Source organism: Mariniblastus fucicola (assembly GCF_008087665.1).
Taxonomy (GTDB): domain Bacteria; phylum Planctomycetota; class Planctomycetia; order Pirellulales; family Pirellulaceae; genus Mariniblastus; species Mariniblastus fucicola.
Map to the genome: position 1 here is coordinate 136,075 of NZ_CP042912.1, position 13,721 is coordinate 149,795.

Here is a 13,721-nt window from a genome sequence, read left to right on the forward strand (position 1 = left end):
GGCTTTTAAACGAGCCTTCCCACCTCTGAAAATATCGAGCAATATGCCCAACACGACGAAAAATAAGGCCTCGCGATGCGTCATGGCGAGGATTTCACGCAACGGAGAAAAGTATCAGGAGAACTTTACGCTCCGCGAATACAGGACCTGGAAGGCTGCTGAAGCGGCTGCCGACAAGTGGGTCAAAAAGATGAAAAAGCAGTTGCCTGCTGCGACCCCACGGAAGAACCGGATGACCAAACGGAACTCGTCGGGAGTCGTCGGCGTATGGGCGTTTCTGGATGACTCGAAAAGCAATACTTATTGCCGCTGGTACGCCCGCTGGCCAGGCTGTCCTAACCGCGGTGGGGTCAGTTTCTCAGCCGACATGCTGGGTGACGACGAGGCGTTTGCATGTGCCTATCTCGCTCGAGTCAACGAGACGACTGATCGCGATTGGATTTTCAAAAAGCTGAACTCGTTCAAGAAAACCAAGAAGTATCAGAACGTGTTGAAGCTGAAGTCCGTCGATTTCGTGTAGTTGCGGCTACAATGGCGGCATGAGGTATCTCAAACTCATTCTCGCCTTGCTGACGATCGCGTCGGGGCTTCTCGTATTTCCAAACCGAATCCCGGAGTTTGCCGGGCTTTGGTTGGTCTGGTGCAGTGTTCGAAATTTCCAGGACAGGCTAACCCGATTTGAATTATTGGCGATCCCGGCTTGGCTGGCGATCAAGTGGCCAGAGCCGACGGTGGCACTGGCCGTTTTTGTTTTAGTCGTCGTTCTGGCAAGTGTCACGCTTGGTCGGTCGCGGGACGCATCACAGGTTTCCAGATCAGGACGGCAATTGAGTTGCCTTCTGGTGCTGTGGCTCAGCTGGGCTGTGTGGCTTGCCCATCATCATTCCGGATACTCAGGTTCGCAACGAACTGGCAACCCCGACGGGCCCGTCGTTTGCCTCGGCGACAGCCTGACTGACTTCGGCTATCCGGAAAAGCTTGGAACTCGAATTCCGCAGCCCATCGCTGACTTCGGTTTCAACGGCTACACCACCACCGACGGCTTGAAGCTTGCGCCGGACATTGTCGCGCTCAACCCACACACAGTTGTGATTGAGCTTGGCGGCCACGATTACAAAAACGGTGAATCGCGATCGCAAACAGAAGTGAAAATGCGAGAGTTGATCCTGCGGTTTCAGGAATGCGGCGCAAACGTTGTACTGGTTGAGATTCCGCGTGGATTCATCAACGATCCGTGGTACGGGCTCGAACGTGAACAGGCGCGAAGCCATGATTTGGCTCTGATTCCCGACACGATGATTCGTCGGCTAATTTATTGGAGTCCAATCATTCCTCCAGGCAGCTTGGTCCCCGAAGCCTCGCGGCTCAGCAGAGACGGATTGCATCCGAATGACGCCGGGAACCAGATGATGGCGGAAACAGTGGCAGGCTATCTGGATTTTGGCCGTTAGCCTGCCACGCTTCAATTAAGGCACGGGCTGTGATGGGTACAAGCTGTAGCCCCGTAGAAATGTGCTTGCCTTAATCCCGCAGTTCCCGAACTTTTGGCTTCGACGCCTATTCGGATTCCAGTTTCGCAGCGTGATCAACCCAAGCTTCTTGCACTTTGAATACGACGGCAGCAAGTGCACCGCCGATCATTGGGCCAGCGATGTAGAGCGCAATGTTTGCCAACGCCGCAGGATCGCCGCCGATCGAGCCACGAATAATGTTGGGCCCGACGCCAACAGCCGGATTGAAGGCGCCGCCAGAAATTCCTCCGCCTGCAAACGCAGCGACGACAACCGTAAAACCGATGGCCAGACCGTAGAACGAGTTACCTTTGGTGCCCGAAGACGTCGCGGTGTTGAGGACAACCAGAGCCAGAGCAAACGTAAACAGGATTTCAATCACCCACGGACCTAAAGTGGTCATCGAGTGCGGCGCTGCAGGTGCAACGTTCGCATAAACGCTCATCGCGTCCTCGCCAACAACTGGCAAAACAACACTGGCGAGGAATGCCGCGACGCAGGCTCCTGCGACTTGTGCGATCCAGTAGGGAATGACATCGACCCAACTACAGGCGCCGCGAAGAAAACAAGCCAGGGTGACTGCCGGATTGAAGTGGCCACCAGAAACGTGACCACCCATGTAGACCATGATCATCAGCGTGCTGCCGATCGCGATTGCTCCCACAATTCCTGTGTGATCATTCGGCTGTGTCGTCATCAGACAGACGACGAATACCAGAAAAAACGTACCGATGAACTCAGTCAAATATTTGGCAAATGTCATGAGGAGGGACTCGCAATAAGGAAGGAAGTTGGTCACCGGGCGAATGAACATAAGACACCGCCCAGCGCAGAAACGCCAACAATTTGGCGTCGGCGTGGAAAGGATAGGGTGCCGCCGCAAGGAATCAATCGCCGGACCACGAATGCGGCCATGCCCCCGTATTTGAGGGGTGAGCGGAGCAATTTTTGGCCAAAGACACTTCACCGAGTGATGGTGAAGCCTTCAAAGAGAGCAAATTGCAGAACAACGCTTTGACGTTGCCGTACCTAGCGGGCAACCACAAACGTGACCAGCATCACTGCCCATACGACGTCAAGAAAATGCCAATAGCTCGCACAGTTGTCGACGGTCCAGTGTCGCTCGTGATCGTATTGCTCTTGCCAGGCGTTGTGGATCACAAAACCCAGAAACACCAATCCGCCAAAGACATGCAACGCGTGTAGAAAAGAAAGCGTAAAGCTCATGCCGTACACTTTCATCGAACCGTCAGATTTGCTGAAGTGTTCGCCCAGCAAGTGCGCCATTCCGAACGCCTGAGCGATCACAAACACGGACGCAGCAACGCCGCCGACGATCAGGAAAAAACGGAACTCTTCCTGTCGCTCACGCCTGACCATAAAGCACGCTCGGTGCATCGCGTAGCTGACAACGACCAACAAAACGGTGCTGAGCCAGAACGAAATCGGCAGCTTCAACGGAGTATAGGTTTCCGGACCCATCGTGGCGATCGAGTTCGGGATCGCATCCGGAATCGGGTTGAAAGCCTGGTCGCGAATGATCAGATACGTGATCAGGCTGCCCAGAAAAAACATTCCCAGCGACGCCAGGAACAGATAAAACGCCAGTTTCGCCTGATAGAGCTTTTGCCTTGCAGGAAGCAGATGGATTGATTGCTTCAGCATGTTAGGCCTGACAGACGAGTGATGTTAGTTGGCAGCAGGGTCCGCTGGAGCGACGGTCATGGCAGGTTCTTCCGCTCTTGGGAACAAGTCGATATTGTCCTGATACTGACCGGTGTCCAGTAAAGTTACACCGATAAACAGCGAAACGAACAACAGCGAAGACAGGAAAAACAGGATGTTGAATCCCTTGTCCCACCACATGTGCATGAAGAATGCGCAAACCAGAAATGCCTTGGCCGTCGCAATCAACATCGCGATACCGAACGCAAACTGAGCCAGTTCAATGTTCGAAGTCACCAACGTCAAAATGGTCAGAAAGACCAACGCCAGAAATACACCAATCAGCAACGGCAGAGGTGCCGGATGATTGAAAGCAGGATGATCGCTGTTGTGTGAGCCAGCCATGATATTCAGTCAGCAAAAAAGTTCAGGTTCAACAATATCGGAGAGTCAAAGCACCTGTCGGAACAGGCACCAAAAGCGTCGCTCTAGTCAATCAAATACAGAAGAGGAAACAGATAGATCCAAATCAGGTCCACCAGGTGCCAGTAGAGACCAACATAGTCAACAGGTCCGAAATAGTCCGGCCGCCAGTGAAGCGACAGGCTGCGCCAAAACACCCAAGCTAGTGCCATGATTCCCGCGATAATGTGAATCGCGTGCAATCCGGTCATGCAGTAGTAGATGCTGAAGAAGATTCCGATGTCCCGATCCATCGGATCCTTGTTGGGGTCATCGTGAGCCGCATGGTCGTCAGCGTGAGCATGATCTTCATCCGCGTGCTCATCGCCATGGTCGTGATCGTCACCTTCAGCCTGCTCTTCTTCGTCAACTGTCAGCGCCTGCAACACAAGCGGTGATGTCGTGATCTCGCGATTCGCGTGCCCGCCATCTTTCGCCGTCAGAGCCATGAAGCCAAGTCCCACGAAAACGCCCAGGAAGTAACCGCCGACGGTCACGGCCATGCCGCCGCAGAACTTGGAAAACAAATCCTTCTCAGTCATTTTCGCCATCAGCGATGCACCAATGAATCCAACCAGCAACAAAGCCGGAATAGCGCTGATGTAGATCAGATAGGACGAAATCCCTTCCGCATGATGATCGGAATAGTTGAACGCACTGCGAACAAAAATTCCCATGTCCCATTTGTGACTGTATTCAACGGCTTTCACACCAAGGAACATCGCGGCACAGACCATCGTGATCAGCGTGTAGATCGCACACTTCTTATTGTCGCCGTTCTGGGCGGAATGCACGCCAAGTGCCATCGTCAAACTGCTGAACAGCAACACGATCGTGTTCATCGCGCCAAGGTTTTTGTCCAGGAAGTGATGAGCCTGGTCGAAAATCTCAGGGTGGTGGATGCGGTAAAGCGTGTACGCAACGAACAGTCCGCTGAAGAACAGAACTTCCGTGACCAGGAAAATCCAGATTCCGAATTTACCCGAATCGAACTGCTGCTCAGCATTATCAAAATGGTGAGCGATGAACGGATCGTGGTGGTGATGTTCTTCGAGGATGTTGTCAGGATCAGCTACGGCCATGATTGGCTCCGAGGCATTCGGCAAAATGTGTTGGTGAATAAAGCGTAGTTGGGACTTTCACCCCAACCGGGTTTCAACGCTAGTGGTGAGCAGGCGTTTTCCGAGGTGGCACTTTCGCAGGATCGGCAAGCTCACGAGGAATGTAGGTATCCAGTGTCTCGTCGTAGACCTGTGAATCAAAATCGTACGGGTCGGTCATGACCGGCTTGTGAATGAAGTTGTGGAAATCGGGAGGCGAGCTTGTCTGCCACTCCAGCGACGCCGCACGGAACGGATTCGATCCGCAACGCTTTCCACGGAACGCGGCGTAAACCAGAACGACAAAGCTCAACACGATTCCAATCCCCAGAACAAAAGCACCAACGGTTGAAAGCTGGTGGAAGATCTGGAACTCGGGGTCGTAAGAAGCATATCGTCGCGGCATACCGCGTGAGCCCATTACGAACTGTGGGAAGAACGTCAAGTTGAAGCCCGCGAATACCAGGAAGCAACCCACGCGTCCCATGAAATCGTTGTACATCCGACCGAACATCTTCGGCCACCAGTGAAACAATCCGCCAAGGAAAGCAGTCAGCGTTCCGCCCACCATCACGAAGTGGAAGTGAGCAACAACGAAGTACGTATCGTGAAGGTGAATGTCAACCGACAACGTTCCAAGGAACAGACCCGTCAGTCCACCGATTCCGAACAGGAAAATGAAACTCAGTGCGTAACACATCGGCGTGTTCAACAGGATCGAGCCCTTGTACAGGGTAGCCAACCAGTTGAAAACTTTTACCGCTGATGGAATCGCAACAGTGAACGTGATGGCACTGAAAATCAATGTCACCACAGGCGACTGGCCACTGGTGAACATGTGGTGTCCCCAAACCAGGAAGCCCAACAGTGCGATCGCCACGCTGGAGAAAGCAATGAACGAGTAACCGAAAATTCGCTTCTGACTGTAAACCGAAATCAGCTCACTGATCACGCCCATCGCCGGCAGGATCATGATGTAAACCGCTGGGTGTGAGTAGAACCAGAAGAAGTGCTGGAACAGAACCGGGTCACCACCGTAAGTCGGATCGAAAATACCGATGTGCATCGTACGTTCGGCAATCAACAGCAACAGCGTGATGCCCAGAACTGGAGTCGCCAAAACCTGAATGATCGACGTCGCATATAGTGACCACAGGAACAGTGGAAGCTTGAACCACGTCTGCCCTGGAGCTCGCATCGTGTTGATCGTAACCAGAAAGTTCAGCCCTGTGAAAATCGAGCTGAAGCCCAGCACAAATGCTCCGAACGTCGCAAAGATCACCGCAGTCGAGGTGTCGATACTGTAAGGCGTGTAAAACGTCCAACCCGTGTCGAGTCCACGACCGGAAAGAATCGCCGCGAACAGACAGCCCGTTCCGATAATCCACAGATAGAAACTGGCAAGGTTCATTCGAGGGAAGGCAACGTCCTTCGCACCGAGCATCATCGGCAGAACGAAGTTTCCAAGAGCCGCCGGCACGCTGGGGATAATGAACGAGAACACCATGATCGCCCCGTGCAGGGTGAACATCTGGTTGTACATGTCATCGCTCAGCATCGCTCCCTTGTACGAAAACAGATGAGATCGCAAAACCAGAGCGAAGATCCCGGCAAGGATCAACGCGGCGGTTACGCCAATCAGATACATCAAACCAATGCGCTTGTGATCCAGCGTGAAAGCCCAGGACTTCCAGCCTTTCGCATTGTTGAGGTAACTCGTCGACGGTGTGTCGAAAATCTTGTTTCTAATTTCTGCGGATGCCATGATTGCTACCTGTGTTTCAGGAACCTAGTTCCAAGAACATTGTTCAGCACGCTGAACGGTAAAATGTGTCAATTAATAATTGGCGTATTGGTTGGTTTGTCGCTGCGGCTCCGTGCCGCGGTGGGTTCCAGCCTAAGTCGAAGTCTTGTCAGCTTCCGGCTCTGCTGGTGTTTCCGTTTCCTCTTCAATGACTTCGCCTTCCGGAGTGTTGGAGACAGAAGTCGGATCCTTGAGGTATTTCAGATAGGCAATGACCTGATTGACGTCTTCAGGACTCAGCTTTCCCTGGAACGAATTCATCTTCGAAACCGGACCGTAACCCGCGACGATGTCCTTGTTCGGTTCCATAATGGAGTTGTAGACGTACTGCTCATCAACTTTGATCTTCGAACCGCCCATCAATGATTCTTCCTTGCCCCAAAGGTCACCAAAGCCGGGTCCTGTGCCAGCCTCAGCAGTTTTGTTGTGGCAACCTGAGCAGTTGATCTTGTAGATCCGTTCGCCGTTTTGCCACGCGGGATAATCGGCTTCGATCCATTGCGTGTCTTCTTTGCGTCGCTCGTCACTCGCATGAACCGTAACCATCGTTCGCATCTTCGAGTGCTTTTGCCCACAGTACTCGGTGCATGCCAATCGGAACTGACCTTCCTTGTTTGGTTCAAGGTAAGCGTAGGTGTAACGACCGGGCACGATGTCCACTTTCTGTCGAAACGAAGCAATGTACATGCTGTGCAGCACATCTTCGGACTGCATAACCAGTTTCGTTGGGCGGTTGTTGACGAGGTGCAGTTCGGAAGAACTATCGCCGTCAGGGTAAGTGAATTTCCAGTTCCAACGCGAAGCCGAAACCTGAATCTCTTCGGCATCGGTACGCGGAACACGCATCTGGAAAAAGCCCTCTGCTCCATACCAGAACATTACGACCAGCAGGATGCTCGGTCCGACCGACCAGGCGATTTCAAGGCTCGTGTTGTGCGATGAACTTGGCTCTGTCTCAAGGTTGCCGTCCTTGCGACGATACTTGATGCAGAAGTGAATCATCACGCCGACAATCGCAGCGAAAAAGATCAGCGACACCCAGAAGATGAACATGAACAACCAGTCCACATTCGATGCGAACGTGGATGCTGATTCAGGAAACCAGTACTCCGAAGAGAACCAGTTGCCACTGAGTTCAGAAGATCGCTCGATCGCGTGATCCGGAACCGACGTGTCGTTGTTCTGGGAACTGACGATCGTGCGAATTTCTTCGTTGGATTGTGCAAAAAGTATTGGCAGGGACCAGTTCATTTTTCGCTCGTGGATGGCAAGAGAATGTCTTCAGTGTCGTAATCAGTTGTTTTTTCCGGCGTGGCTTGAGCAGCATTGGAACCCTTGCGGAAGAACCAGTAAGGCAACAGACCAACCACCAGACCAACAACGGTCAGGATGCCACCGGCACGCATCAGTGCCATGGCTTGAAAAGTATATTTTCCGCGGGACTCATCGAAGACAAAACAACCCAATGCATAGGATGCCCAGTCAAACGCCGAACCACCGATTTTGCCTTCTGAAGTTTCAATCAGGGCTTTTTCGATGGTGTCCGGTTCGTAATCGAGTCCCGGAATGTAGCGTACGATTTTTCCATCAGGTGCAACAAGGATAAACACAGGTGGATGTGAGTAAAGCTTCTGCGACGGAACGTACTTGTATTTGAATCCGCAAATGTCAGCGAGATAGTCGATCGCGTCTTCGTCGCCGGTCAGGAAGTGAAAGCCGTCGATGCTTTCGCCCTGGTTGTACATGTGGACGTATTTTTCTTTTTGCTCGCGAGCACGCGAAGTTTGTTCCAGCGGATCGATGCTCACGGAGACCATATCAAAGTCCACTCCGACCTTGAACTTGATCTGCGCCAGGCACTTGACCATGTTCTCCAACTGAACACTGCACAGCTTTGGACAGTTGGAGTAATTGAACGACAGCATCAGCGGCTTGTCGCCAAAGTAGTCTCCAATTCGCACGAAGCGATTGTCGTGATCGTGGAAATGGATGTCGGGATCAATCATCGCCCCGATTTTTGGCTCAACGCCCGTCCCGTCGGTTGCTCGTGGCACACGGTTGATGCCAAAAGGATCGCTGTCCGTTTCGGGTTCGTCCGCAAAGACGTTTGATGAAATGCCCATCGCACACAGCAACAGCACCCACGAAATTGCTTTCGCGATGAGTGATGAATTGAATTGTGCGTTTGCGTGTTGCATGAATTTGGTCTGACTTGGTTGTTCGATAACGAGGGCTTCCAACCCCGGCCTTGTTAGTGGCTTCCGTACTGTTCCAGGACTTTCTTGCTGGCTTCTTCAATCGAAATCGTGCCCGCACCGCCCTCAAGCAGTTTCTTCTGCTTGTCAACTTCGAGATTCGCCGGCGTCTCAACGATTTGCGATTGTCGCTTGGCTTCGAAGCTCGCAGTCATGGCGTTGAGCAAACCTTTGACAAACAAAAAGGACAGAAGCGTACAGATAACCGCAATCGCGCCGTAGTACAAAACACTTCCGACCGGAATGTCGTCATAGCGATTCTTCCCATGCCCACCAGAAGAGTGGTCATCAGCGTGATCGTGAGTTGCGTGAGCTGTTTCAGTCATGGTTATGTCAGTTTAAAAGTGCATGTCGGTGACACTGGCTCAAGGCCATTTGCCACCTGATTGTCTTGTTTAGTGAACTTCGTGGTTCAGTGCCTCACCCAATCGAGGGTCCTGCAAAGTTACCAGTGGCTTGTCGCCGACGATCAGGAAAAAGATGCCAGCAAACAATCCAAGGACTCCGACGGTACAAGCGGCATCGCACAGCAATGTTCGAACTCCAAACTGAATCATGCCGTCCGGTTCGATTGCGTGAGCATAAGCGCGGTCGTACTGTGGCATCACCAACCAGTACAGATCGATCCAGTGCATCACCAACAAATAGATCACGGCAATCAGCAGCAAGTTTTTGTTTCGTCGCATGGTCCGTCCCATCATGAACAGGAACGGGATGAACAAATGCCCGACCAAAAGGATGATCGAAAGCACGCCCCATCCATCGGTAAGACTCATTCTGTACTCGTACCAAAACGTTTCTTCCGGAATGTTGGCGTACCAGATCAGCAGAAACTGGCTGAACGCGATGTATCCCCAAAACACAACAAAACCAAACATCAGTTTGCCCATGTCGTGATAGTGTTCCACGGTAACTTCATCGGTGATGCGACCGGTGCGTTGCAGATACAAACAGGTCAGCGTGATCAACGCCAAAGCACTCAGCACACTTCCGGCGAAAAAGTAAACCGGGAACATGGTGCTGAACCACAGCGGCTCCAGTGACATCAACAAGTCCATCGAGCTGAACACGACCGAGGCGGCAAACGCGATCATCGCCGGAGCGGAAAACGCTTGCATCCGGCTGGTGAGTTTCTTGTCTCCGGTTTGATCCTGCTTGAGCGAGGTTCGCAAAAAGAACGTGGCCATCCCGCCCCAAATGCAGAAGTAAACCACCCAGCGAATCGCAAAAAATGTCTTGTTCAGGTAAGCCTTCTTGAGTTCTTCAAGTGGCGGAAGCTTGGCGTCTGCTTCGTTGAGTTCTGCAATGACCGTAGTGCTGGCGCCGTCAATCGACCAACCCGCCTGGTTCCAGACATATAGACCGTCATTGGAAAACAACAGTGGAATCAGAATCGGCAGGAACAGAATGAACAGAACCGGAAGGCACTGGGCATAAAGTTCCGCGATACGACGGACAGTCACATTCCAACCGGCACGCGTCAGATGAGAGATGGTGACGAAGAACAGGCAACCGATGCACATCGTCAGAACGAACGCAAAGTTCACCAAGTAAATGTGTGAAAACCGTTGGAGGTCAAACGCATAAAGTGCGTAGGTCAGACCGACACCAATGGCACCTACGATCAAGGCAATCGGCATCAGCTTCAGGTGGGCCCCGCCAAGGTCCACGATCGGCGACGTGATTTTCGCTGGACGTGTTTCGTGCATTTCAGTTTGGCTTGTATTTAGTGTTGTTGATTTGTATCGATATCGTGGTGGCCATCAGCCGCCGAACTATTCTGTGTCTGCGTCGTCCGCTTCAGACGCTTCCGCTTCTGGCTCGGTAGTTTCTGCAGCTGGCTCCGCCGACTCGTCAGCCTCCGGCTCGCCCGCTTCTTCAGCTTCCGATTCAGTCGCCTCGGCTCCCGGAGCAGTAATGCCCGTCGCCTGCAACGCTTTCACGTAAGCCACAATCGCCCAGCGGTCCTCAACCGGAATCTGATCCCTGTAAGGCCCCATCGTGTTGCGACCGTTCGTGATCGTGTCGTAAATTCGGCCCGTTGGATTCTTTACCGAATCGGTAACCGTTGGATCGTGCAGTGACTTGGCAGCCGTCCATGAAGCCTTGCCGTTGGCCGCCAGAGCAATCGCTCGTTGATTCACCAGGCCGTCACCGTTGCCGGCGTAACCATGGCAGACAGAGCAATAGATTTCGAATCGTTGCTTGCCGCGAGCAAGTGTGTCTTCGTTGACTTTAAAACCTTCCGGAAATCCGGTGATCCACTGATCAGGATTTTCCTCTTCCTGAACCGCCGTCGAAGCAAGCACGTTGGACTTCAGACCAACCGTCGCCGCTTGACCAGAGAACTCTTTCTTGATCCCGCGGAACATTTCCGAATCGTCTTCCAGAGAGCCAAATCGAACGGAACCTTCAACCGGCTGTCGCATCGCACGGCGATTCTCAAACAGGTAAACAGGATCGTCTTTTTCCGCAATGTTCGGGCTCAAAACCTGAGTCTTGAATTTGTGTTGCCAGTCCATGTCGGGAACAACATGCAAACGTGGCTTGCGATTGGTCGAGCCGTAAACGCTGAAAATCGCAACGGGTGGAATCAACAGCAACAAAGCGCCAATCAACGCCGCCGGAGCCATCCAAGAAGGAAGCTTCGTATCAGTCAGATCCTGGTTGACCTCCTCGATCGCAACAGCACCCCACTGGTTCAAATGGGCTTCCGAATCTGAAGCGTCGAACTTGTCGTCCTTCGCCTCAAGCATCAGGAAAAACTTGTCGTTGGTAACTCGCTTGAAACGCGAAACCCGATGCAGCGGATTCGAAAGTCGCGGCAAGCGGTTGATGATCCACATGCCGAAGAACGTGGCGAAGGCACTGGACAAAACGATGACTTCAAACGTTACCGGAATGTTCGCGGGAAGGCTGAAGTACGGCTTGCCGCTGATCATAAACCGGTAGCCGGGGAAGATCGCCGCTTCGTCAGTCGACCAATCTCCGATCCCACCACCGTTGGTGTAGAACTGCATGCCCAGTCCCAACACGACAGCGCCCAGGGCAACCGCCAGAACGATGAACGGCAGGAAAGATCGCTTGATTCCCAATGCCGGATCAATACCGTGCACCGGAAACGGCGTGTAAGCGTCCATCTTCGTATAGCCGGCTTCGCGAGCATTGTTGCAAGCCGCCAACAGCGAAGTCGGGTCATCGAACTGAGCCAAAAGGCCGACCAGTTCTTTGTCGCTGGAGTTGTTCGTTTCGTTTGCCATATCGTTTTGCCAAAAAGTTAGGCGGCACAGGCTTCCAGAGTTTGAACGCTCTGGATCGCCACCCGATTAAAATGTCAATTGTCTCTACATCTTCGGCAATCAAAGTTGCCGATGTCACAACACGGACTCACGCCCGTAACTCAAATCGTTAATGGTGTCCGTCTTCGACCGGCATGATGCTCTTCACCTCAGCCATCGCGATGATCGGCATGAAGCGGCAGAACAGCAGGAACAGCGTGAAGAACAAACCAAAACTTCCCACCAGCATGCTGATGTCCACCCACGTCGGATGGAAATAGGACCAGCTTGAGGGAACAAAGTCACGCGACAGCGAAGTGATCGTGATCACAAAACGCTCGAACCACATACCGATGTTCACAAAGATACAAACGATCACCATGAACCACGGCGTCGTTCGACACCACTTGAACCAGAACACCTGCGGCGCCAGAACGTTGCAGCTCACCATGATCCAGTAAGCCCACGCGTAATTTCCAAAAGCACGGTTACTGAGCGCGAACTGCTCGAACTCAACTCCCGAATACCAGGCCATAAAGAACTCAATCCCGTAAGCCATACCAACCATCATGCCCGTTGCCATGATGATCTTGTTCATGTTCTCAAGGTGGCGAATCGTAATCAGATTCTCCAGGCCGCAAAGCTTCCGTGCCGGAACCAGCAGCGTGACCACCATCGCGAAACCGGAGAAAATCGCACCGGCAACAAAGTAAGGCGGGAAGATCGTTGTGTGCCAACCAGGCAACTGCGAAACCGCAAAGTCAAAACTAACGATCGTGTGTACCGAAAGAACCAGCGGCGTCGCCAACGCGGCCAGAATCGTGTAAGCAATCTCGTAATGATGCCAGGCTCGTGACGAACCGGTCCAACCAAGCGAAAGAATGCCGTAGATGAATTTGCCAATCTTGCTGCGCGTCCGATCGCGGAACGTGGCGATATCGGGAACCATGCCCATGTACCAGAACAACAGCGAAACCGTCGCGTAAGTCGAAACCGCGAAAACGTCCCACAGCAGCGGGCTGCGGAAGTTGGGCCACATCGCCAAGTGCTCTGTCGGGATCGGAAACAGCCAGTAGAAAACCCAGACGCGACCAATGTGAACGCCGGGAAACAGTCCGGCACAGACAACCGCAAAGATCGTCATCGCTTCCGCCGCACGGTTGATACTCGTACGCCAGTTCTGACGGAACAGAAACAGAATCGCACTAATCAGCGTTCCTGCGTGGCCAATACCGACCCAGAAAACGAAGTTAACAATAGGCCAACCCCAATAGACCGGGTTGTTGTTACCCCAGACTCCGGTTCCCGCCATCAACAGGTGATTCACGCACGCACCAAGCAAACCAAGCAGGCTTAGCGCGATCAGCAGCAGCACCCACCAAACCATCGGCGGACGTTCGGCATCCCAAACGGCAGCAGCAGTATCGGTTACGCCTTCATAATCAAGGCCACCAAGAACCAGCGGCGAACGTTCTGCAGGATCGTCGAGGGTGTTGTTGAGTTGTTTTGGGTCAACTGTCGTTGCCATGTCAAATTCTCTTTGGTTCGTGAACCGGAATGACGGTTTGCGAAAATGGTTTTCGGTAGCACAGCCTTCCGGTCTGAGATTGCATTCAGGGAAACGGATCCGATGCAATCACAGACTC

The 13,721-nt window shown here is 52.7% G+C and carries 13 protein-coding genes; 2 read left to right on the top strand and 11 right to left on the bottom strand.

Annotation, left to right across the window (positions count from 1 at the left end):
• Positions 1-82: 82 nt before the first annotated feature.
• Positions 83-520 carry a hypothetical protein gene (locus tag MFFC18_RS00525; protein ID WP_148618571.1) on the top strand — a complete coding sequence of 146 codons (438 nt, stop codon included), beginning with the start codon at positions 83-85 and terminating at the stop codon, positions 518-520.
• A gap of 19 nt (positions 521-539) precedes the next feature.
• Positions 540-1,451: an SGNH/GDSL hydrolase family protein gene (locus tag MFFC18_RS00530; protein WP_075085678.1), complete on the top strand. Its 912-nt coding sequence runs from the start codon at positions 540-542 to the stop codon at positions 1,449-1,451.
• 106 nt (positions 1,452-1,557) lie between these two features.
• Here the strand turns inward: MFFC18_RS00530 and MFFC18_RS00535 are convergent, their stop codons facing one another.
• From MFFC18_RS00535 to nrfD, 11 genes are all read right to left on the bottom strand, one after another.
• Positions 1,558-2,274: an MIP/aquaporin family protein gene (locus MFFC18_RS00535; RefSeq protein WP_075085677.1), complete on the bottom strand. Its 717-nt coding sequence runs from the start codon at positions 2,272-2,274 to the stop codon at positions 1,558-1,560.
• 266 nt (positions 2,275-2,540) lie between these two features.
• Complete coding sequence (locus MFFC18_RS00540; protein ID WP_075085676.1) at positions 2,541-3,176, bottom strand: cytochrome c oxidase subunit 3; 636 nt, start codon at positions 3,174-3,176, stop codon at positions 2,541-2,543.
• Positions 3,177-3,200: 24 nt separating this feature from the next.
• On the bottom strand, positions 3,201-3,581 hold the full coding sequence (locus MFFC18_RS00545) for a cytochrome C oxidase subunit IV family protein (protein ID WP_084417302.1): 381 nt from the start codon (positions 3,579-3,581) through the stop codon (positions 3,201-3,203).
• Between the two features lie 83 nt (positions 3,582-3,664).
• Positions 3,665-4,720, bottom strand: coding sequence for a cytochrome c oxidase subunit 3 (locus tag MFFC18_RS00550; protein WP_075085674.1), 1,056 nt, complete (start codon positions 4,718-4,720; stop codon positions 3,665-3,667).
• A gap of 79 nt (positions 4,721-4,799) precedes the next feature.
• Positions 4,800-6,503, bottom strand: a complete 1,704-nt coding sequence (locus MFFC18_RS00555; RefSeq protein WP_075085673.1) for a cytochrome c oxidase subunit I — start codon at positions 6,501-6,503, stop codon at positions 4,800-4,802.
• Positions 6,504-6,635: 132 nt separating this feature from the next.
• Positions 6,636-7,793 (bottom strand): cytochrome c oxidase subunit II, encoded by a 1,158-nt coding sequence (locus MFFC18_RS00560; protein WP_075085672.1) that lies wholly within the window; start codon positions 7,791-7,793, stop codon positions 6,636-6,638.
• Positions 7,790-8,740, bottom strand: coding sequence for an SCO family protein (locus MFFC18_RS00565; RefSeq protein WP_148618572.1), 951 nt, complete (start codon positions 8,738-8,740; stop codon positions 7,790-7,792). Before MFFC18_RS00565 ends, MFFC18_RS00560 begins: the two co-directional genes overlap by 4 nt.
• Positions 8,741-8,793: 53 nt before the next feature.
• The gene (locus MFFC18_RS00570; protein ID WP_075085670.1) at positions 8,794-9,123 is read right to left on the bottom strand and encodes a hypothetical protein; all 330 of its coding nucleotides are present in this window, start codon (positions 9,121-9,123) and stop codon (positions 8,794-8,796) included.
• A 69-nt stretch (positions 9,124-9,192) separates the two neighbouring features.
• Entirely contained in the window at positions 9,193-10,506 is a 1,314-nt protein-coding gene (locus MFFC18_RS00575; RefSeq protein ID WP_075085669.1) for a hypothetical protein, read from the bottom strand.
• 66 nt (positions 10,507-10,572) lie between these two features.
• Complete coding sequence (locus MFFC18_RS00580; protein ID WP_075085668.1) at positions 10,573-12,057, bottom strand: quinol:electron acceptor oxidoreductase subunit ActD; 1,485 nt, start codon at positions 12,055-12,057, stop codon at positions 10,573-10,575.
• 148 nt (positions 12,058-12,205) lie between these two features.
• The gene (gene nrfD, locus MFFC18_RS00585; protein WP_075085667.1) at positions 12,206-13,603 is read right to left on the bottom strand and encodes an NrfD/PsrC family molybdoenzyme membrane anchor subunit; all 1,398 of its coding nucleotides are present in this window, start codon (positions 13,601-13,603) and stop codon (positions 12,206-12,208) included.
• Positions 13,604-13,721 lie beyond the last annotated feature (118 nt).

Coding starts and splice junctions, on each gene's coding strand:
- MFFC18_RS00540 (WP_075085676.1), bottom strand. CDS start 3,176: ATGCTGAAGCAATCAATCCATCTGCTTCCTGCAAGGCAAAAGCTCTAT.
- MFFC18_RS00535 (WP_075085677.1), bottom strand. CDS start 2,274: ATGACATTTGCCAAATATTTGACTGAGTTCATCGGTACGTTTTTTCTG.
- nrfD (WP_075085667.1), bottom strand. CDS start 13,603: ATGGCAACGACAGTTGACCCAAAACAACTCAACAACACCCTCGACGAT.
- MFFC18_RS00525 (WP_148618571.1), top strand. CDS start 83: ATGGCGAGGATTTCACGCAACGGAGAAAAGTATCAGGAGAACTTTACG.
- MFFC18_RS00550 (WP_075085674.1), bottom strand. CDS start 4,720: ATGGCCGTAGCTGATCCTGACAACATCCTCGAAGAACATCACCACCAC.
- MFFC18_RS00560 (WP_075085672.1), bottom strand. CDS start 7,793: ATGAACTGGTCCCTGCCAATACTTTTTGCACAATCCAACGAAGAAATT.
- MFFC18_RS00575 (WP_075085669.1), bottom strand. CDS start 10,506: ATGCACGAAACACGTCCAGCGAAAATCACGTCGCCGATCGTGGACCTT.
- MFFC18_RS00530 (WP_075085678.1), top strand. CDS start 540: ATGAGGTATCTCAAACTCATTCTCGCCTTGCTGACGATCGCGTCGGGG.
- MFFC18_RS00570 (WP_075085670.1), bottom strand. CDS start 9,123: ATGACTGAAACAGCTCACGCAACTCACGATCACGCTGATGACCACTCT.
- MFFC18_RS00565 (WP_148618572.1), bottom strand. CDS start 8,740: ATGCAACACGCAAACGCACAATTCAATTCATCACTCATCGCGAAAGCA.
- MFFC18_RS00555 (WP_075085673.1), bottom strand. CDS start 6,503: ATGGCATCCGCAGAAATTAGAAACAAGATTTTCGACACACCGTCGACG.
- MFFC18_RS00580 (WP_075085668.1), bottom strand. CDS start 12,057: ATGGCAAACGAAACGAACAACTCCAGCGACAAAGAACTGGTCGGCCTT.
- MFFC18_RS00545 (WP_084417302.1), bottom strand. CDS start 3,581: ATGGCTGGCTCACACAACAGCGATCATCCTGCTTTCAATCATCCGGCA.